Source organism: Nocardioides sp. L-11A (assembly GCA_029961745.1).
Classification (GTDB): Bacteria; Actinomycetota; Actinomycetes; order Propionibacteriales; family Nocardioidaceae; genus Nocardioides.
The window spans coordinates 5,062,850-5,081,545 of the sequence record CP124680.1 but is presented as its reverse complement, the minus strand read 5'-3'; the positions used below and the strand labels follow the sequence as shown (position 1 = coordinate 5,081,545).

Annotated in this window: 20 protein-coding genes; 14 read left to right on the top strand and 6 right to left on the bottom strand. The window is 73.2% G+C overall.

The window, feature by feature from the left end; genetic code table 11:
* The 4 genes from QJ852_24315 to QJ852_24300 all read right to left on the bottom strand — a co-directional run bounded on the left by QJ852_24315 (position 1) and on the right by QJ852_24300 (position 5,182).
* A complete protein-coding gene (locus tag QJ852_24315) occupies positions 1-2,427 on the bottom strand; it encodes an FtsX-like permease family protein (protein WGX96259.1) in 2,427 nt (808 codons plus the stop codon).
* Positions 2,427-3,170: an ABC transporter ATP-binding protein gene (locus tag QJ852_24310; GenBank protein ID WGX96258.1), complete on the bottom strand. Its 744-nt coding sequence runs from the start codon at positions 3,168-3,170 to the stop codon at positions 2,427-2,429. Before QJ852_24310 ends, QJ852_24315 begins: the two co-directional genes overlap by 1 nt.
* Positions 3,171-3,329: 159 nt before the next feature.
* On the bottom strand, positions 3,330-4,013 hold the full coding sequence (locus QJ852_24305) for a response regulator transcription factor (protein ID WGX96257.1): 684 nt from the start codon (positions 4,011-4,013) through the stop codon (positions 3,330-3,332).
* Complete coding sequence (locus tag QJ852_24300) at positions 4,010-5,182, bottom strand: sensor histidine kinase (protein WGX96256.1); 1,173 nt, start codon at positions 5,180-5,182, stop codon at positions 4,010-4,012. The genes QJ852_24305 and QJ852_24300 overlap by 4 nt, the downstream gene beginning before the upstream one ends.
* A gap of 88 nt (positions 5,183-5,270) precedes the next feature.
* On the opposite strand from QJ852_24300, the gene QJ852_24295 reads away from it, so the two are divergent.
* The 5 genes from QJ852_24295 (at position 5,271) to QJ852_24275 (ending at position 7,889) form a co-directional block, all read left to right on the top strand.
* A complete protein-coding gene (locus QJ852_24295; protein WGX96255.1) occupies positions 5,271-5,423 on the top strand; it encodes a hypothetical protein in 153 nt (50 codons plus the stop codon).
* A 152-nt stretch (positions 5,424-5,575) separates the two neighbouring features.
* The gene (locus tag QJ852_24290) at positions 5,576-5,731 is read left to right on the top strand and encodes a DUF4177 domain-containing protein (protein WGX96254.1); all 156 of its coding nucleotides are present in this window, start codon (positions 5,576-5,578) and stop codon (positions 5,729-5,731) included.
* Positions 5,732-5,734: 3 nt separating this feature from the next.
* A complete protein-coding gene (locus QJ852_24285) occupies positions 5,735-6,202 on the top strand; it encodes a RidA family protein (protein WGX96253.1) in 468 nt (155 codons plus the stop codon).
* Positions 6,199-7,071, top strand: a complete 873-nt coding sequence (locus tag QJ852_24280) for an NUDIX domain-containing protein (GenBank protein ID WGX96252.1) — start codon at positions 6,199-6,201, stop codon at positions 7,069-7,071. Before QJ852_24285 ends, QJ852_24280 begins: the two co-directional genes overlap by 4 nt.
* On the top strand, positions 7,071-7,889 hold the full coding sequence (locus QJ852_24275) for an MBL fold metallo-hydrolase (GenBank protein WGX96251.1): 819 nt from the start codon (positions 7,071-7,073) through the stop codon (positions 7,887-7,889). Before QJ852_24280 ends, QJ852_24275 begins: the two co-directional genes overlap by 1 nt.
* A 152-nt stretch (positions 7,890-8,041) precedes the next feature.
* Here the strand turns inward: QJ852_24275 and QJ852_24270 are convergent, their stop codons facing one another.
* The gene (locus QJ852_24270; GenBank protein ID WGX96250.1) at positions 8,042-8,719 is read right to left on the bottom strand and encodes a Crp/Fnr family transcriptional regulator; all 678 of its coding nucleotides are present in this window, start codon (positions 8,717-8,719) and stop codon (positions 8,042-8,044) included.
* Between the two features lie 138 nt (positions 8,720-8,857).
* Here QJ852_24270 and nth point away from each other — a divergent pair, with 138 nt between their 5' ends.
* The 6 genes from nth (at position 8,858) to QJ852_24240 (ending at position 14,342) form a co-directional block, all read left to right on the top strand.
* Positions 8,858-9,574, top strand: coding sequence for an endonuclease III (gene nth, locus QJ852_24265; GenBank protein WGX96249.1), 717 nt, complete (start codon positions 8,858-8,860; stop codon positions 9,572-9,574).
* Positions 9,574-10,203, top strand: a complete 630-nt coding sequence (locus QJ852_24260) for a TlpA disulfide reductase family protein (GenBank protein WGX96248.1) — start codon at positions 9,574-9,576, stop codon at positions 10,201-10,203. The genes nth and QJ852_24260 overlap by 1 nt, the downstream gene beginning before the upstream one ends.
* Positions 10,200-10,952 carry a CoA pyrophosphatase gene (locus QJ852_24255; GenBank protein WGX96247.1) on the top strand — a complete coding sequence of 251 codons (753 nt, stop codon included), beginning with the start codon at positions 10,200-10,202 and terminating at the stop codon, positions 10,950-10,952. The genes QJ852_24260 and QJ852_24255 overlap by 4 nt, the downstream gene beginning before the upstream one ends.
* 7 nt (positions 10,953-10,959) lie before the next feature.
* Complete coding sequence (locus QJ852_24250) at positions 10,960-12,144, top strand: MarP family serine protease (GenBank protein WGX96246.1); 1,185 nt, start codon at positions 10,960-10,962, stop codon at positions 12,142-12,144.
* A 124-nt stretch (positions 12,145-12,268) separates the two neighbouring features.
* Positions 12,269-13,534, top strand: coding sequence for an acyl-CoA dehydrogenase family protein (locus tag QJ852_24245; protein ID WGX96245.1), 1,266 nt, complete (start codon positions 12,269-12,271; stop codon positions 13,532-13,534).
* A 31-nt stretch (positions 13,535-13,565) separates the two neighbouring features.
* Positions 13,566-14,342, top strand: a complete 777-nt coding sequence (locus tag QJ852_24240; GenBank protein WGX96244.1) for an enoyl-CoA hydratase-related protein — start codon at positions 13,566-13,568, stop codon at positions 14,340-14,342.
* Between the two features lie 75 nt (positions 14,343-14,417).
* Here the strand turns inward: QJ852_24240 and QJ852_24235 are convergent, their stop codons facing one another.
* Complete coding sequence (locus QJ852_24235) at positions 14,418-15,317, bottom strand: oxygenase MpaB family protein (GenBank protein ID WGX96243.1); 900 nt, start codon at positions 15,315-15,317, stop codon at positions 14,418-14,420.
* Between the two features lie 119 nt (positions 15,318-15,436).
* Between QJ852_24235 and QJ852_24230 the strand changes: the two genes are divergently transcribed.
* The 3 genes from QJ852_24230 (at position 15,437) to QJ852_24220 (ending at position 18,689) form a co-directional block, all read left to right on the top strand.
* Positions 15,437-16,648, top strand: a complete 1,212-nt coding sequence (locus tag QJ852_24230; GenBank protein WGX96242.1) for an NADH:flavin oxidoreductase — start codon at positions 15,437-15,439, stop codon at positions 16,646-16,648.
* Between the two features lie 113 nt (positions 16,649-16,761).
* Positions 16,762-17,868, top strand: a complete 1,107-nt coding sequence (locus QJ852_24225) for a diacylglycerol kinase (GenBank protein ID WGX96241.1) — start codon at positions 16,762-16,764, stop codon at positions 17,866-17,868.
* Complete coding sequence (locus QJ852_24220) at positions 17,865-18,689, top strand: SDR family oxidoreductase (protein ID WGX96240.1); 825 nt, start codon at positions 17,865-17,867, stop codon at positions 18,687-18,689. Before QJ852_24225 ends, QJ852_24220 begins: the two co-directional genes overlap by 4 nt.
* Positions 18,690-18,696: the final 7 nt, after the last annotated feature.

Below are 18,696 nucleotides of genomic sequence, written 5' to 3'. Positions count from 1 at the left end.
TCAGTCCAACGAGAGTCCCGCCGCCGGGGCGATCCGCGACGCCCGTCGGGACGGGACGACGGCGGCCACGAGCCCCGCCAGGGCGGCGATCGTGACGACCAGGCCCAGCTGGCCCCACGGCAGGACCAGGCCGGCCCCGTCGATGGCGGGCTGCACGAGCGCGCGGACCGCCGTCCAGGCGAAGACCACGCCCAGCGCGGTGCCGAGCACGGTCGCGACGAGTGAGAGCAGCACCGCCTCGGTGGCCAGCATCCGGCGTACCTGGCGGCGGGTGAGGCCGAGGGCCCGGAGCAGCGCGTGCTCGCGCCCCCGCTCGAGCACCGAGAGGCCGAGCGTGTTGCCGATGCCGACGAGGGCGATCAGGATCGCGATGGCGAGCAGGCCCACGACGCCGCCGGTGAGCACGTCCAGCTGCAGGTCGACATAGGACCGCTTGGCCAGGCCGTTCTCCACGCCCGCGTCGAGCGGGGCGGCGATGGCCTCCACCGAGCCGGCCAGGTCCTCCGGGTCGGCGCCCTCCGCGGCCCGCAGCCACACGGCGTGCGGGGCGGCGCCGGGCGCGAGCCGGTCGAGCGTCGTACGCCGGACCAGGGCGGCCTCGCCCCAGCCCTCGCCACCGGCCACGCGGAGCTCCCGGGTCGTCTCGCCGACGGTCACGGGGACGACGTCGCCGACCTCGATGCCGTCGCCGATCAGGTCCCACGGCACCAGCACCTGACGCGGGCCCGGGGTCGGGAGATCGCCGTGCAGCACCGTGGCGCCGCCGGCGGTCGTGGCCGGGAGGAGGGGGAGCGGTGCGAGATCGCCGATGGTGGCGACCGCGCCCGGCACGGGTACGGAGCCGGCCACTCCGTCGACCGCGGCGAGCCGGTCGAGGGCGTCGGCGGGCAGCGGGCCCTCGGCCGTGACCGCGAGGTCGATCGGGTGCTGCTCGTCCATCTCGGCCGAGACGGCGGAGCGGGAGCTCGCCATGCCGGTGAGCACGGCGGTGGTCAGCGTGACGCCGATGAGCAGCGAGGCCGCGGTCGCGGCGGTCCGGCGCGGGTTGCGTACGGCGTTGCCCGCGGCGAGCCGCCCGGCCGGGCCGAGCAGCCGCTGGGTGACCGGACCGGTGGAGCGGATCAGCGCCGGCACCAGGATCGGACCGAAGAGCAGCACGCCGAGGAAGACCGCCGCGCCGCCGACGGCCAGGGCGCCGACGTTGGCCGTGGTGATCGCCGCCACGAGGCCGAGGACGCCGGCCGCGAGCAGGAGCACGCCGAGCGCGATCCGGAGCCGGCCGGTCCGGGTCCGGGCCTGGGTGCTGTCGTCGGGACGCAGCGCCGCGAGCGGGCTGATCCGCACCGCGCGCCGGGTCGGCAGCCAGGCCGCGACCAGGGTCACGCCGACCGCGACGGCGGCGGCGCCGGCGAGCCACACCGGGGCGACCGAGGCCTGCCCCAGCCGGGCTCCCGGCCACTGGGCGCGGACCAGCGCGACCAGGCCGTGGCCGGCACCCAGGCCGCTCAGTACGCCGATGGCGGCGGCGAGGATGCCGAGCGCGACCGACTCCAGGCGTACCGAGCGCAGCACCTGGCGGCGGGTCGCGCCCACGCAGCGCAGCAGCGCGAAGTCCCGTGAGCGCTGGGCGAACAGGATCGTGAACGTGTTGTTGATGACCAGCACGGCCACCACGAGAGCGATCACGCCGAACAGCAGCACCACGACCTGGATGATGTCGACGCCGTTGTTGACCTCCCGCTGCAGCTCCTGGAGGAAGGCCGGGACGGTCGTGGGCTCCGCGTCCGGGACCGTTGCCCGGATGGCGGCCCGGGCGGCGTCGACGCCCCCGCCGCTCCAGGCCACGCTGCCGACGTAGAGGCTGTCCTGCCAGCGGGAGAGGTCGGACCAGAGCAGGTAGACCGACGCGACCGCGTGGTTGGACGGCGAGTCCGCGAGCCCGACCACCGTGACCTCCAGCGCGCTGCTCCCCGTGCCGATCCGCAGCCGGTCGCCCAGCGCGAGCTGCTTGGCCTTGGCGGCGTTGGCGTCGACGAGCGCCTCGCCGGGGGCGCCGGGGAACCGACCGCCGACCAGGTCCTGCCAGCGGTGCGCGGGGCGGTCGGGCACCTGGCCGATGTCGGTGCTGGAGTCGATCACCTTCCCGTCCCGGCCGACCTGCTGCATGGTCCAGCCGACCAGCCACGCGTCGGCGCCCGCGCCGGGCGCCGCCTCCAGCAGGCGGGCGGCCTCGCCCGGCGAGGGCCGGTCGAGCACCGCGTCCGCGCCGGCGTAGGGCTCGCCGATGCCGGCGGTCAGCCCGTCCCGGACGGCGGAGGAGAGCGCCGCCGTGACCACGATGAACGCGGAGCCGACGACGACGGCGAGCAGCGCGGCGCCGTACCGGCGGGTGTGGGTGCGCAGCGAGGCGAGGATGACGGTGCGCATCAGGACGCCTCTCCGCGCCGTTCGGTGATCCGGCCGTCGGCGAGGACGATGACGTCGTCCGCGTACGTCGCCGCCTCGTTCTCGTGGGTGACCATGACGACGGTCTGGCCCAGCTCCCGCACCGACTGGCGCAGCAGCGAGAGCACCTCGGCGGAGCTGGAGCTGTCGAGGTTGCCGGTCGGCTCGTCGGCGAACACGATCGCCGGCGCCGAGAGCAGGGCGCGGGCGATGGCGACCCGCTGCTGCTGGCCGCCGGACAGCTCGGCCGGGCGGTGACTGAGCCGCGCGGTGAGGCCCAGGGTCTCCACGATGCCGTCGAAGCGCCGGCGCAGGGTCGCGTCGCGGTCCCGACCGCCGATCCCGGCCAGCTCGGTGGGCAGCCAGATGTTCTGCTCGGCGCTCAGCATCGGCAGCAGGTTGAAGGCCTGGAACACGAAGCCCACGTGGTCGCGGCGGAACCGGGTCAGCGCGTCGTCGTCCAGGCCGTCCAGCGCCTGTCCGGCGACCGTCACACTCCCGTCCGTCGGCTGGTCCAGCCCCGCCAGGCAGTGCATGAGGGTCGACTTGCCGGAACCGGAGGGCCCCATGATCGCGGTGAACCGGCCGGCGGGCAGGTCGAGGTCGACGCCGCGCAGCGCGTGCACGAGCGTGTCGCCGCGTCCGAAGGACTTGGTCAGTCCGCGGGCGCTGGCGGCGAGGGCGACGGCGGGTGCGGGCGGTTGGGGGGACGTCAGCGAGGTCATGGTGACGAGCCTCGTCGGGTTCGGCCCCTCGATCGTCAGGCCGCGGGTGGATCCGTCATCCGCCGACGGGTGGATCCCGGGGCCGGTGTGGTCGTCGTACCGGACACAACGGTCGTGGATCGGGCGAGTTCAGAACCGTTCTGTCCGGTACGACGGGGGTCAGGGGCGGACGAGGCCGGTCTCGTAGGCCAGCACGACGAGCTGGACGCGATCGCGAGAGCCGGTCTTGGCCAGCAGCCGGCCGATATGGGTCTTCACCGTCGCCTCGGAGACCACGAACTCGGCGGCGATCTCGGCGTTGGCGAGGCCGCGGCCGACGAGGACGAGGGTCTCCCGCTCGCGCTCGGTGAGGCCGTCGAGCCGGGCGTCGGGGCCCGGCGCCGCCGGGTCGGGCAGCACGTCCGCGAAGTGCTCGAGCAGTCGTCGGGTGGTGCTCGGGGCGACCACCGACTCACCCCCGTGCACGGTCCGGATCGCGTCGAGCAGGGTCTCGGGGGTGGCGTCCTTGAGCAGGAAGGCCGCGGCGCCGGCCCGGATCGCGGCGAAGGCGTACTCGTCGAGGTCGAAGGTGGTCAGCACGATCACCTGCGGTGAGTCGGGCCGCTCCGCCAGCCGCCGCGTGGCCTCGACGCCGTCGAGGCGCGGCATCCGCACGTCCATCAGGACGACGTCGCAGCGGGTCACCGCGAGCCGCTCCAGCGCCTCGCCGCCGTCGCCCGCTTCGCCGACCACGCTCAGGTCGGGCTGGCTGTCGATCAGCATCCGGAACCCGGCACGGACCAGGTCCTGGTCGTCGACGAGGAAGACCCGGATCGGCTCGTCCGGTTGGTTCTGCTCGCTCACAGCGGGATCCTCGCGCACACCGTGAAGCCGCCGCCCGGCGCGGGTCCGGTCGTCAGGGTGCCGCCGTGCGCGGCCACCCGCTCCCGCATCCCCGCGAGCCCGAGCCCGCGGCCGTCGTCGGGCGCGGCCGCACCCCGCCCGTCGTCGGTCACCTCGACGACGACCGTCCCCGCCTCGATCCGCAGCGCGACGCCGGCCGTGGCCTCGGGGCCGGCGTGCCGGCGTACGTTGGTGAGCGCCTCCTGGGCGATCCGGTACGTCGTCAGGGCGACGCCGTCCGAGACCGCGGGCAGCGGCTCGGGGAGCTGGGCCACGACCCGCGTCCCGGCGGCGCGTGCCTCGGCGAGGAGCGCCGGGAGATCGCCGAGGCGGGGCTGGGGAGCCGTCGGGGCCTCCTCCGCGCGCAGCAGCCCGAGCATCCGGCGCAGCTCCGCGATCGCCTCCCGGCCGGTCGTCGCGATCGTCGCGAGAGCCGGCCCGGTCACGGTGGGGTCGTGCGTCGCGGCGGCGCGGGCGCCGTCGGCCTGGACCACGATCGTGGTCAGCCCGTGGGCCACCACGTCGTGCATCTCCCGGGCGATCCGGTGCCGCTCGTCGATCGCGGCCAGGGCGGCCTGCTGGGCCGCCTCGCGCTCGAGGCGCGCGCCGCGCTCGACCAGCGCGTCGACGTACGCCTGCCGGGTCCGGCCGAGGGTTCCCAACGTCCAGGCGACGACGACGAACAGCGCGACGGTGACGGAGTAGGCCGTGACGTTCTCCACCGTCAGCAGCTCGGCACCGAAGCCGTGCAGCCAGTCGAACGCGGCGACCATGGCCCCGACCAGACCGGTGCCGAGCGCGGCCGCGGCCCAGCGTGGGCCGGCGTACCGCGCCACGGAGTAGACGGCGACCGGGAACGCGAACTGGCTCCACAGCGGGTGGTCGTTGAGCAGCGGCTGGACCGCTGTCGCGGTGGCGACGGCGGCGAACACGGCCACCGGGTGCCGGCGGCGGAACAGCAGCGGGGTGATCTGGAGGAGCATCAGCAGGCCGTCGGCGACATCGACGAAGAGCAGGTACGGCAGGACCGGCAGCAGCAGGACCGCGGTCAGCGCGACGTCGAACCACCGCTCGCCGCGCGGTCCGAGCCGCCACGGCTGTCGATGCGCTCCCAGGGCAGGTCCGGCCACCGGGCCACCGTAGACGCCGACCGGGTCGCGGACGTCAGACCACGGGTGGATCCGCGACGTACCATGGAGGGGTCGGAAGGAGCCCGTCATGGCCGAGCAGTCGCGACTGGAGCGCTACAAGCACCTGCCTCCGCCGGTCGACCCGCAGACCCTGCGCACCAGCCAGGACGTCGACCCGCCGCCGCCCGAGGAGGACGACCGCTACCGCGAGCTGCTCTGGGTGGTCAACCGCTACGGCTGATCGGCCGGAGCAGAGGCGCCCGGCCTTGTCGCGAGCCGGCCGTGTGGCCGCCATGCCACGGCCGGGCCTGCGGAAGCCCACCGCGCGCGGCAGCACGGCGCGAGGCACGAGCGACGTGCTCGCGCCGATCGGCACTGAGTAGGGTGCGGAGCATGACCAAGTGGGAGTACCAGGTGGCGCCGGTCCTGAACCATGTCGCCGCGCAGATCCTCAACAACTTCGGCCAGGACGGCTGGGAGCTCGTCGTCCTCGTGCCCGGCCAGGGCGGCAACGACATCGCCTACTTCAAGCGCCCGATCGAGGGCTGAGGCGTGGCGACCCCCGAGGAGAGGCTGGCGGAGCTCGGCCTGACGGTGCCCGAGGTCGTCCCGCCGGTGGCCGCCTACATCCCGGCGATCCGCAGCGGTGAGCGGGTCTACACGTCGGGCCAGCTGCCGATGCGCGACGGCGCGCTGATGGCGACGGGCAAGGTCGGCGGCACGGTGAGCGCCGAGGATGCCTACGCCTGCGCACGTCAGTGCGCGCTCAACGCCATCGCCGCGATCCGCTCGATCGCGGGCGACCTGAGCCAGGTGCGGATCGTCAAGGTCGTCGCCTTCGTGGCCTCGACGCCCGACTTCACCGGCCAGCCCGGTGTCGCCAACGGTGCGTCCGAGTTCTTCGCCGAGGTGTTCGGCGATGCGGGCGTGCACGCGCGCTCCGCCGTCGGCGTACCCGTGCTCCCGCTGGATGCGCCGGTCGAGGTCGAGGTGATCGCCGAGATCGGCGGCACCGCGTGACGCCCGTCCCGTTGCCGCCGGTGCCGCTGCCCGCGCGGATCGCCGAGCTCGCGGCGGAGTACGCCGACGGCCGGCGCGAGGCCGCCGTGCCGCGTGATGCGGCGACGGTGGTCGTGCTGCGGCCCGGCGCGGACGGTGAGCCGGAGGTCTACCTGCTGCGGCGGCAGGTCTCGATGGCCTTCGCCGGCGGCATGTGCGTGTTCCCCGGAGGCGGGGTCGACCCCCGCGACTACGACCACACCGTGGCGTGGGCCGGTCCGGCGCCGGCGGAGTGGGCGGCTCAGCTCGGCACCACCGAGGACGTCGCGCGGGCTCTGGTCTGCGCCGCGGTCCGCGAGACCTTCGAGGAGTCCGGCGTGCTGCTCGCCGGGACCTCGGCCGACAGCGTCGTCGCGGACACCACCGGTGAGGACTGGGAGGCCGACCGGGTCGCCCTGGAGTCGCGGGAGCTGGCCATGACCGACTTCCTCGACCGCCGGGGGCTGGTGCTCCGCACCGACCTGCTGGGCATCTGGAGCGGCTGGCTGACCCCCGTGTTCGAGCCGAAGCGCTACCGGACCTGGTTCTTCGTCGCGCAGTTGCCGGAGGGGCAGATCACGCGCGACGTGTCCAGCGAGTCCTCCGAGGTGGTCTGGGTCGGTGCCGCGGCGGCCGCCGACGCCGCCGACGCGGGGGAGTTGGCGATGCTGCCGCCGACGTACCTGACCTGCCTGGAGGTCGGTACCCACGCCACCCCCGCCGGCGTGATCGCGGCGAGCGCCGGCCGGACGGTCGCGATGTTCACTCCCGAGGTCGAGCCGCTGGGCGACGGCCACACCCTGTCGATGCCTGACGGGCTGCGCCCGCTGGTCGCCGCGCGGAGGGCCTGATGGATCCCTGGTACGGCGGTGCCTACGGCGACCGCGGTCGTTGCGTGCTCGCCCCCAACCCCGGGCTGATGACCCTCGACGGCACCAACACCTGGATCCTGCGCGAGCCGGGCTCCGGGCGCTCGATCGTCGTGGACCCGGGTCCGCTGCACGACGAGCACCTCGATGCGGTCGCCGCGGTCGCCGGTCAGGTGGACGCGGTCGTCGTGACCCACCACCACCTCGACCACACCGAGGCCGCGCGGTCCTTCGCGGAGCGGATGGGCTGCGGAGTCCGGGGGCTCGATCCGGCGCAGTGCTGGCGCGCGGACCCGATCACCGACGGCGAGCTGCTCTCCGTCGGCGGCCTCGACGTCGAGGTCCTCACCACGCCCGGTCACACGACCGACTCCATCTCGCTGCTCGTCGAGGCCGACGGAGCACTGCTCACCGGTGACATGGTGCTCGGCCGCGGGACGACGGTGATCGCGCACCCCGACGGCGACCTCGGCGCCTACTTCGACTCCATCGCCCGGATGCGGTCGCTCGTCACCGACGGTCGGGTCGCGTCCCTGTGGCCGGCTCACGGGCCGGTCCTGCCGGACGCCGCCGCCGTCCTCGACCATTACGTCGTGCACCGGCGCGACCGGCTCGCCCAGGTCGAGGCGGCCCTGCCCCGGCTCGGGCTGTCGCCGGTGGGCCTGCCCCCGGACGTGGGCGACCACCCGACGCTGCCGCGCCAGGTGGTCGAGGTGGTCTACGCCGACGTCGACGAGTCGCTGTGGGGTGCGGCCGAGCAGTCGGTGCGCTCGCAGTTGGCGTACCTCGCCCGGCGCTGAGCCTCGCCCGGCGCTGAGCCTCGCCCGGCGCCGGGCTGGGCGGGCCTGCGGAGTCGGATTCATCACGGGATGTAGACGAACCCGCACTTCTGTAGTGGGGCTCCGCTACAGAAGTGACCTTTCGCCTACATCCCGTGATGAATCCGCGGGCCTCAGCGCGCCCGGCGCGACATCCGCTCCATGTCGAGGATGACGACGGAGCGCGGCTCCAGGCGCAGCCAGCCGCGCGAGGCGAAGTCGGCGAGCGCCTTGTTGACCGTCTCGCGGGAGGCGCCGACCAGCTGGGCGAGCTCCTCCTGGGTGAGGTCGTGGTGGACGTGGACGCCGTCGTCGGCGGTGCGGCCGAAGCGGTCGGCGAGGTCGAGCAGCGCCTTGGCGACCCGGCCGGGGACGTCGGAGAAGACCAGGTCGGCGACGACGTCGTTGGCCTTGCGCAGTCGCGCGGCCAGCTGGGCGAGCAGTCCGCGGGCGACCGTCGGGCGGCCCTCGAGCCAGCGCAGCAGGTCCTCGTGGGACAGCGAGGCGAACTCGGCGTCGGTGACGCAGGTGACCGTGGCCGAGCGCGGGCCCGGGTCGAAGAGGGAGAGCTCGCCGAACATCTGCCCGGGACCCATGATCGCGAGCAGGTTCTCGCGGCCGTCGGACGAGGTGCGGCCGAGCTTCACCTTGCCCTCGAGGACGACGTAGAGCTTGTCGCCGCTGTCGCCCTCGTGGAACAGCACCTCCCCGCGGCGGAGCCGGGTGGTGGCCAGTGACGTGCGCAGCCCTGCCATCGCCTCGTCGTCGAGGGCACTGAACAGTGGCGCCTGACGGAGTACGTCGTTGTCCACGCTTCCTCCAAAGTTGCGTAAAACCCGGTCGGCGGCATCCTAGCCAGTGCGCGATGTCACACCTAGTGCCGCGTCCGGCATGTCCCCCTCCAAAGACACCGTCCGGCGCTGTCGGGGGCACACCGTAGGGTGGCCTCCGTGCGGCCGATCGACATCACCGAGGAGACGTCGACCCAACTCGTGCGCAGGGCCCGCAAGGTCGACCGCGTGCTCGCCGAGACCTATCCCGACGCCAAGGCCGAGCTCGACTTCGACAACCCCTTCGAATGCCTCGTCGTGACCGTGCTGTCGGCGCAGACGACCGACAAGCGGGTCAACGCGGTGCGCCCGACGCTGTTCGCGGCGTACCCCGACCCGGCGTCGATGGCCGCCGCCGATCGCGCCCATCTCGAGCAGATCGTGGGTCCGCTGGGCTTCTTCCGGGCCAAGACCGAGTCGCTGCTCAAGCTCAGCGCCGCCCTCGTCGAGCGGTACGACGGCCAGGTGCCCGCCCGGCTCGACGACCTCGTCACGCTGCCCGGTGTGGGCCGCAAGACCGCCAATGTCGTCCTCGGCAATGCCTTCGACATACCCGGGATCACGGTCGACACCCACTTCGGCCGCCTGGCCCGCCGGCTGGGGTGGACCCAGGAGACCGACCCGGTGAAGGTCGAGCACGCCGTCGGCGCGCTGTTCCCCAAGCGCGACTGGACGATGCTCTCGCACCACCTGATCTGGCACGGCCGGCGCCGGTGCCACGCCAAGAAGCCCGCGTGCGGCGCCTGCCCGGTCGCGCGGTGGTGCCCGTCCTACGGCACCGGCCCGACGGACCCGGTCGAGGCGGAGAAGCTGGTCCGCACCGAGGGACCCAACTGATGCGTCTTCCCGCCGCCGCGGTCGCCCTGGTGGCGGCGGGCGTCCTGCTGACGGGCTGCGACAGCGTCGCGCCGGCCTTCGCGTGCAAGGTCGACGCGACGACGCCCGAGCTGATCGAGGACCGTGCGGCGGCCGGCATCGCCGACTGCGATCCGGCGACCTGGTCGGTGGCCGACGGCGCCGCCGCGCAGCTGCCGGACCTCGAGCTCGACTGCCTCGGCGGCGCGGACGGCGCGGCGCTGTCCCAGGTGCGCGGACCGGCGGTGCTGAACTTCTGGGCGTCCAACTGCGGCCCCTGCCGCAAGGAGATGCCGGCGCTGCAGGAGTTCTACGAGGCCTACGGCGACCGGATCACGGTGCTGGGCGTGAACTGGCTCGACACCTACCCCGGTGCGGCCATCGACCTCGCGCGGCAGAGCGGCGTCACCTACCCCTCGCTCGCCGACGGCTGCGGTGACCTGCAGGAGACCGACGCCGAGCTCGGCGTCGGCCTGCCGTTCTTCCTCTTCGTCGCCGAGGACGGCACCGTGTCGCGGCCGCACACCGGAGGGGTGACCTCGCCCGACGAGATCGTCGCGATGGTGGCCGATTACCTCGACCTCGATCTCACCGACCGGGCGGCGTCGTGACCGACGTGCCCGCCGACGTACCCGCGGACCTGCCGGCCGGTCTGCCCGACTGGCTGCATCCCGTCGCACGCGGTGCGCGCCGGATCAGCGGCAGCCACCTGACGGCGTTCCTGCCGCCCAAGGACCAGCCGGTACGCCGCGGCGCGGTCCTCATGCTCTTCGGCGACCACGACGTGCTGCTCACCGAGCGCGCCCACGACATGCGCTCCCACCCGGGCCAGGTGTCCTTCCCGGGCGGCAGCATCGACCCGGGCGAGACGGTCGTCGAGGCGGCACTGCGCGAGGCCGACGAGGAGATCGGCGTCGACCCGGCCGGCGTCGAGGTCTTCGGCACGCTGCCCGAGCTGTGGCTGCCGCCGTCCAACTTCGCGGTGACCCCGGTGCTCGGCTGGTGGCGCGACCCGGCGCCGATCCGGGTCGCCTCCCCGCAGGAGGTGCACGCCATCCACCGGGTGACGCTCGAGGAGCTGTTCGCGCCCGAGCACCGCATCCAGGTGCGCCACCCCGGCGGGTGGATGGGGCCGGGCTTCCTGATCGGCCCCGACAAGGACGTCATCCTGTGGGGCTTCACGGGCGGCATCCTCACCCGGTTCTTCGACTTCCTCGGGTGGCTCCCCCCGGTGACGGACCCGCCGGTGCATGATCTCCCCGACTACATGCTCGCCGAGCACGTCCGCCGGACGGCCGCCGCGGCAGCTGCCGACGAGGACGCGGGGGACGGCATGGACATCCTGGAGCCCAACGAGTGAGGACCGCGTGAACGTCCTCGACTGGCTGCTCGTCGTCCTCGTCGCCGCCTATGCCCTCTCGGGCTACTGGCAGGGCTTCATCACCGGCGCCTTCGCGACGATCGGGCTGCTGTCGGGCGGTCTGGGCGGCATCCTGCTGGCGCCGTTGGTCCTCGGCGGTCTCGACCCGTCGCTGGCCGTCTCCCTGGGGGCGCTGTTCATCGTCATCCTCTGTGCCTCGCTGGGCCAGGCGGTGCTGCAGTACGCCGGCGCGCGGGTGCGCGAGCGGATCACCTGGCAGCCCGCCCGCGCCCTCGACGCCGTCGGCGGGGCGCTGCTCAGCGCGCTCGCCGTACTCCTCGTCGCGTGGGCGCTCGGCGTCGCGATCTCCGGCACCCGGATCGGCTCGGTCACCTCGATGGTGCGCAGCTCGGTGGTGCTGTCGAAGGTCAACGAGGCGCTCCCCGACTCCGCGCCCAACGCGCTGCAGGCGTTCAACAACGTGGTCGGCACCGGGTTCTTCCCCCGCTACCTCGAGCCGTTCGCCCCGGAGCGGATCGTGGAGGTCGCGCCGGGACCGTCCGACCTGCCCGGCTCCGACCGGGTCGAAGCCACCCGCTCCAGCGTGGTCAAGATCCGCGGCGCCAACCGCTGCGGCCGCGGTGTCGAGGGCACCGGCTTCGTCTTCGCCGAGGACCGCGTGATGACCAACGCCCACGTCGTCGCGGGCGTCGAGGACCCGGAGGTCAGCATCGGCGGCGGCACCGAGCTGGCCCGGGTCGTGCTCTACGACCGCGACCTCGATGTCGCCGTCCTGGCCGTGGAGACCGACGACGCACCGGTGCTGAAGTTCGACACCGGGGTGGGTGCCGAGGACCCGGTCGCGATCGTCGGCTACCCGCAGGACGGGCCGTTCGACGTACAGACCGGCCGGGTGCGCGCCATGCAGAACCTCCGCTCGCCCGACATCTACGGCGCCGGCACGGTCGTCCGCGAGGTCTACTCCCTGCGCGGCCTGGTCCGGCCCGGCAACTCCGGCGGCCCCATCGTCACGCCGCAGGGCAATGTCGCGGGCGTCGTCTTCGCCGCGTCGGTCACCGACCCCGAGACCGGGTACGCCCTCACCGCCCAGCAGGTGCAGGCCAGCGCCCGCGCCGGCACCGCCCCCGGCACCGACGACGCCGAGGTCGCCACCGGCGACTGCGCTTCGTGAGTGTCGGAACAACCGGTCGACCGGTTGTTCCGGCACTTGTCGGCCGTTGCAACGCCCGACAAGTGACAGTTTCGCCGGTCGACCGGTGATTCCTGCACCGAGCGCGTGCGCCATAGTGGCCCCCATGACCGGGCCGTCGCCGATGTATCCCGCCTACGCCGCACCGAGCGAACAGGCCCTGCGCCTGTACGACGAGATGCGGCGCTTCCTCGCCGAGGACGTGTTCCCCGCGGAGGAGGCCTACGAGCGCTACCGCGAGGCCGCGGGCCCGGACGACCACACCGTGCCGACGGTCGTCGAGGAGCTCAAGGTCAGGGCCCGGGCCCGTGGCCTGTGGAACCTCTTCCTGCCGAGCGAGTCCGGGTTGACCCAGCTGGAGTACGCGCCGATCGCCGAGCTGTCCGGCTGGAGCCTCGAGCTGGCGCCGGAGGCGATCAACTGCCAGGCGCCCGACACCGGCAATATGGAGCTGCTGCACCTGGTCGGCACCGACGAGCAGAAGCAGCGCTGGCTGCGGCCGCTGCTGGACGGCGAGATCCGCTCGGCGTTCGCGATGACCGAGCCGGCGGTGGCCTCCTCCGACGCCACGAATGTCGAGACCCGGATCGAGCGCGACGGCGACGAGTACGTCGTCAACGGCCGCAAGTGGTGGATCACCGGCGCCGCCGACCCGCGGTGCCGGGTCCTGATCGTGATGGGCAAGACCGATCCCGGGGCCGCCACCCACCGTCAGCAGTCGATGCTGATCGCCCCCGTCGACACCCCCGGCGTCGAGATCAAGCGCTCGTACCCGGTCTTCGGGCGCCAGGACCAGCACGGCCACACGGTCATCGAGTTCACCGACGCCCGCGTCCCGGTGGGCAACCTGCTCGGCGAGGAGGGCGGCGGGTTCGCCGCCGCGCAGATGCGGCTGGGTCCCGGCCGGATCCACCACGTGATGCGGGCGCTCGGCGCCGGCGAGCGCGCCCTGGCGATGATGGTCGACCGGGCGAAGACCCGGACGGCGTTCGGCGGCCTCCTCGCCGAGCAGTCGGCGGTGCGGGAGAAGATCGCCGAGTCGCGCGTCGAGCTCGACCAGGCCCGCGCGCTGTGTCACCTGGCCGCGCACACGATCGACGCCGAGGGCAACAAGGGTGCCCGGCACCTGATCGCCTCCGCCAAGATCGCGGTGCCCCGCGCCGTCCTCTCCGTCATCGACCGGGCCATCCAGCTCCACGGCGCGGCCGGCATCAGCGACGCGACCCCGCTCGCGTCGCTCTACGGCTGGCATCGTGCGATGCGGATCTTCGACGGTCCCGACGAGGCCCACCTGACCACCCTCGGGCGCGCCGAGCTGAACCGCGACCCGCTGTTCGACCTGCCGCCCGCCCTGCACGACCAGTTCCGCTGAGACCGACCGAGGACCGATCGAGGACCCCCTGATGACCGAGACCTTCGTCCGCTACGAGTACGCCGAGGGCGTCGCCCGGATCACCCTGGCCGACGGCGAGCGCGGCAACCCGATCCACCCCGCCTCGGTGGGCCAGCTCCATGACGCCGTCCGTGCCGCGCGCCGCGACGCCGCCCGGGTCGTCGTCCTCGCTGCGGAGGGCCGCTTCTTCTCCGTCGGCGGTGACCTCGGGGCCTTCGCCGGCTCCGACGACGTGGCCGGTTTCATCGACGATCTCGCCGAGAGGCTGCACCGGGTCGTCAGCGAGCTGGTCCGCTCCGACGCGATCGTCGTCAGCGCGGTCCAGGGCACCGCCGCCGGGGCCGGCTTCCCGCTCGCCGCCGCCGCCGACGTGGTGGTCGCCGCCGAGACCGCGAAGTTCAGCCTCGCCTACACCAAGGTCGGGCTCTCGCCCGACGGCGGCAGCTCGCTGCTGGTCCACACCCTCGGCCTCCACCGCACCCTGCGCCTGGCCCTGCTCGGGGACCTGCTCACCGCGCAGGAGGCCTACGACGCCGGGCTGGTCGCGCGCGTCGTACCCGCCGACGAGCTGGCCGCCACGGTGGACCGGCTGGTCGCCGGCCTCGCCGCCGGCTCGGCCACCGCCAACGCCGCCGCCAAGCGCCTGCTGCGCGAGGTCGCCGCGCCCGCGCCGGAGTCCGCGCTGCGCAAGGAGACCCTCTCGATCCGCGCCCTCGCCGACACCGCCGACGGGCGGGAGGGCGTGGCCGCGTTCGTGGAGAAGAGGGCGCCTCGGTTCGGGGGCTGATCCCACCGTCGTACCGGACGATCCGGTCGTGAATCCGCCCGAAGCACGACAGGGATGTCCGGTACGACGGCGAGATCAGCCCGGAGCGACCGACTGGCTGTCGTGCCGCACCGGGCAGCCGCCCCGGCCCGGCACGGGGAAGGTGCCGAGATCGCCGAGGCGGTAGCCGTCGGGGTAGCTCTTGATCCGGGACAGGTCGGCGGTGTACGTCGGCACCCGGTTCGACGGGGTGTGGCGCAGCAGCCGGGCCCGCACGCGCATCGCGCCGACGCTGAGCCGGCGGACGAGGGGCCCCGGGTCGGGATAGGCGAAGGCGTCGCGGAGCGGCTGGTCCATCAGCCCGCGGCTGAACAGGTCGACCGGCTTGCGCAGCGGTCGCGGGTAGAACGTCGCGAGTAGGCGCAGCGTGGAGTCCGCGACCCGGCGGCCGCCGGCGTCGAAGTCGAAGTGGGCGCGCTCGTAGTCGTCCATCAGGTGCATGAACGCGTCGTAGGTCTCCGGGATGTCCTTGATCCCCATGTGCCGCCCGAGGGCGCGGTAGTAGTTCACGCTCGCGCGCAGCTCGCCGTCGGTGAGGGGGCGCCATCCGTAGTCGTCGAGCCAGCGCTTGGGGACGACGACGAAGGTCGACAGCACGTAGCGGAAGTCGTCATTGGAGATGTCGTACATCCGGTGCATCTGGTTGATCCGTCGCATCGCGGTCCTGCCGGCCTCGGAGTCGAAGCCGTGCACGAACGGCGCCTCGAGGAGCAGCGCCGTGTCGTCGTACCGCTTCTGGACGGCGCCGGTGAACGCGCCGGTCTCGTCGAGGAGCCGGCCGATGCTCGGCACGGCGTAGGTCCGGAACAGCGCGAAGCTGAGCGCCTGGGTGAGGTCCCAGGTGAACTCGTAGAGCGCGAGGTTCTGGTAGATCTCGACGTAGTCCGTCTCCGGGTCGAGGGCGTCGTTGCGGTCCCGCCAGAGGGTCTTGGCCATGCTCGGGAGCCTAGGACGGCCTGGGCGGGTGCAATAGATGACGAGTTCTCACTTTCTTCTCACTTTCCGGCGCATCGGATTCCTAGAACGTGTTCCACTGCGGGTCTAGAGTGCGCCGCGTGAGCATCCCCGACGTCTTCGCCCCGGCAACGCTGGGACCGGTCCGCCTGCGCAACCGGACGGTCAAGGCCGCGACCTTCGAGGGCCGTACGCCGGGCGGCGTGGTCACCGACGAGCTGATCGCCTATCACCGGGCGCCCGCGGCGGGTGGCGTCGGCCTGACCACCGTCGCCTATCTCGCGGTCGCGCCCGAGGGCCGCACCCACCGGGGGCAGATCGTCGTGGGGGAGGCGACCCTCCCCGGCCTGGCCCGGCTGGCCGACGAGATCCACGCGACCGGCGCGAAGATCGCGGGCCAGGTCGGGCACGCCGGGCCGGTGGCCAACGGCCGGTCCAACGGCGTGCCCGCGATCGCGGCCAGCCCGATGCCGAGTCCGTTGTCGATGCAGATGATCCGCGCCGCGTCGGAGCGGGACCTGACCCGGGTCACCCGGGCGTACGTCGACGCGGCGCGCACGCTGGTGCGGGCCGGATTCGACGTCCTCGAGCTGCACATGGCGCACTCGTACCTGATCTCGTCCTTCCTCGCCCCCGGCCTCAACCGCCGCCGGGACCGCTGGGGCGGTCCGCTGGAGCGGCGGGCCCGGCTCGCGCGGCAGGTCGCGCGGGTCGTGCGGGAGGAGGTGGGGGACGCCGCCGCGGTGACCGCGAAGGTGTCCGTCTCCGACGGCTTCTCCGGCGGCGTGACGACGGAGACGAGCATCGAGCTCGCGCAGCTGCTGGAGGCCGACGGCCACCTCGACGCGCTGCAGCTCTCCGGCGGCTCGTCCCTGATGAACCCGATGTACCTCTTCCGCGGTGGCGTGCCGCTCGCGGAGTTCGCCGCGACCATGCCGCCGTTGGTGCGGTGGGGGATGCGGACCCCGGCCGGGCGCGGCTTCCTCAAGCGCTACGACTTCGAGGAGGCCTACTTCCGCGAGAAGGCGCTCCGGCTCCGCGGCGCGGTCGCGATGCCGCTGATGCTGCTCGGCGGCATCAACGAGCTGGCGACCATGCGGCAGGCGATGGCCGACGGCTTCGACTTCGTCGTGATGGGCCGGGCGCTGCTTCGGGAGCCGGACCTGGTCGACCGGCTCCGGGCCGGTACGGCGAGCCGCGGGATCTGCATCCACTGCAACCGGTGCATGCCGACGATCTACTCCGGCACCCGCTGCCCGGAGTGGGCGCCGGGCGAGGCGATCGCACTGGAGCCGATTCATCACGGGATGTAGGCCGATGCTCACTTCCCGTGCGGTGCTCCGCTACGGAACCTCCGCTTCGCCTACATCCCGTGGTGAAGCCGCACCCCTTCCCAGAAACTAGAACTCGTTCTACATTGGCCCGCATGTCACAGGTCATCCCCGAGAAGCCGCTGCGGGTCGTCGTCTGGTCCACGGGGACGATCGGCCGCCACGCGATCGTCGGCGTCGACGCCCATCCCGACCTCGAGCTGGTCGGGGTGTGGACCTCGACGCCCGAGAAGCACGGCCAGGACGCCGGCCTGCTCGCCGGCCTCGACCGCGAGCTCGGCATCAGGGCGACCACGGACCGCGACGAGCTGGTCGCGCTCCGTCCCGACTGCATCGTGCACGGCGCGATGACCGACGACCGGGTGTTCGAGTCGATCGCCGACCTCACCGAGCTGATCCGCGACGGCGTCAACGTGGTCTCCTCCGGACCGGTCATCCTGCTGCACCGCGACGGCACGCTGCCGGCCGAGATGATCGACCAGATCGACGAGGCGGGCCGACAGGGTGACGCCAGCCTGCACGTCAACGGGATCGACCCCGGATTCGCCAACGACGTGCTGCCGCTGGTGCTCACCAGCCTCAGCCAGCGCATCGACCACATCACGGTGAGCGAGATCGCCGACTACTCGACGTACTACCAGCCGGTGGTGATGCGCGACCTGTTCGGCTTCGGGCAGCCGATGGACGCCAAGCCGCTGCTCTGGGAGCCCGGGATCCTGACCACCGCCTGGGGCCCGGTCGTGCGGGTGATCGCGGCCGGTCTCGGCGTCACCCTCGACGAGCCGCTCATCGAGGAGGTGGACCGCCGCCCGGCGCCCCGGGACGCCAAGACCGTGTCCCTCGACGTCGCCGAGGGCACCATGGGGGCGGTCCGCTTCCGCGTGATCGGCACCGTCGACGGCGTTCCGCGGGTCACCCTCGAGCACGTCACGCGGACGGCCGCCGACCAGGTCCCCGAGTGGCCGACGCCGGCCGAGGGTGATGGCTGCTACCGGATCGAGATCGCCGGCGAGCCGTGCATGAAGCTGGAGTTCACCCATCACGGCGAGCACGGCGATCACAACGTCTCCGGGATGATCGTCACCGCCCAGCGGCTGATCAACGCGATCCCGGCGGTCGTCGCGGCGCGGCCCGGCCTGGTGACCGCGCTCGACCTGCCGCTCGTGACCGGACGCGGTCTGGTCACCGGGACGACGCGGTGAGCATCCTCGACCGGTTCCGGCTCACCGACCATGTCGCCGTCGTCACCGGCGCCGGCCGCGGGATCGGCGCCGCCACCGCGGTCGCCCTCGCCGAGGCCGGTGTGGACGTCGTGCTGTCCTCGCGCACCGAGGCCCAGCTGAAGGAGGTGGCGGCGCGGATCGAGGACGCCGGGCGCCGCGCCCTCGTCGTGCCCGCCAACCTCGCCCACACCGACGAGGTCGCGGCCCTCGCGCAGCAGGCGTACGACACCTTCGGTCGCCTCGACATCGTCGTCAACAACGTCGGCGGCACCATCCCGAACGCCTTCCTCGACACCGATGTCGCGTACCTGGAGGAGGCGTTCCACTTCAACGTCGCCACCGCGCACGCGCTCAGCCGGGCCGCCGTGCCGCTGATGCTGGCCTCGGCCGGGGAGGGACGGCAGAAGTCGATCACCTCGATCTCCTCGGCCATGGGGCGCCTCGCCGGGCGCGGCTACCTCGCCTACGGCACCGCGAAGGCGGCCCTCGCGCACTGGTCGCGGCTGGCCGCCACCGACCTCAACCCGGAGATCCGGGTGAACGGCGTCTTCGTCGGCTCGGTGATGACGAGTGCGCTGGAGTTCGTCGCCGGCGTACCGGAGATGAGGACCCAGCTGGAGGAGGCGACGCCGCTCGGGCGGATCGGCGAGGCCGAGGACATCGCCGCTGCCGTGGTCTACCTGGCGTCGCCGGCCGGGAAGTACGTGACCGGCAAGATGCTCGAGGTCGACGGCGGGATCCAGGAGCCGAACCTCGACCTGCGGCTACCCGATCTCCGGCCGGATGTGAATGCCACCTAGAGTGCCC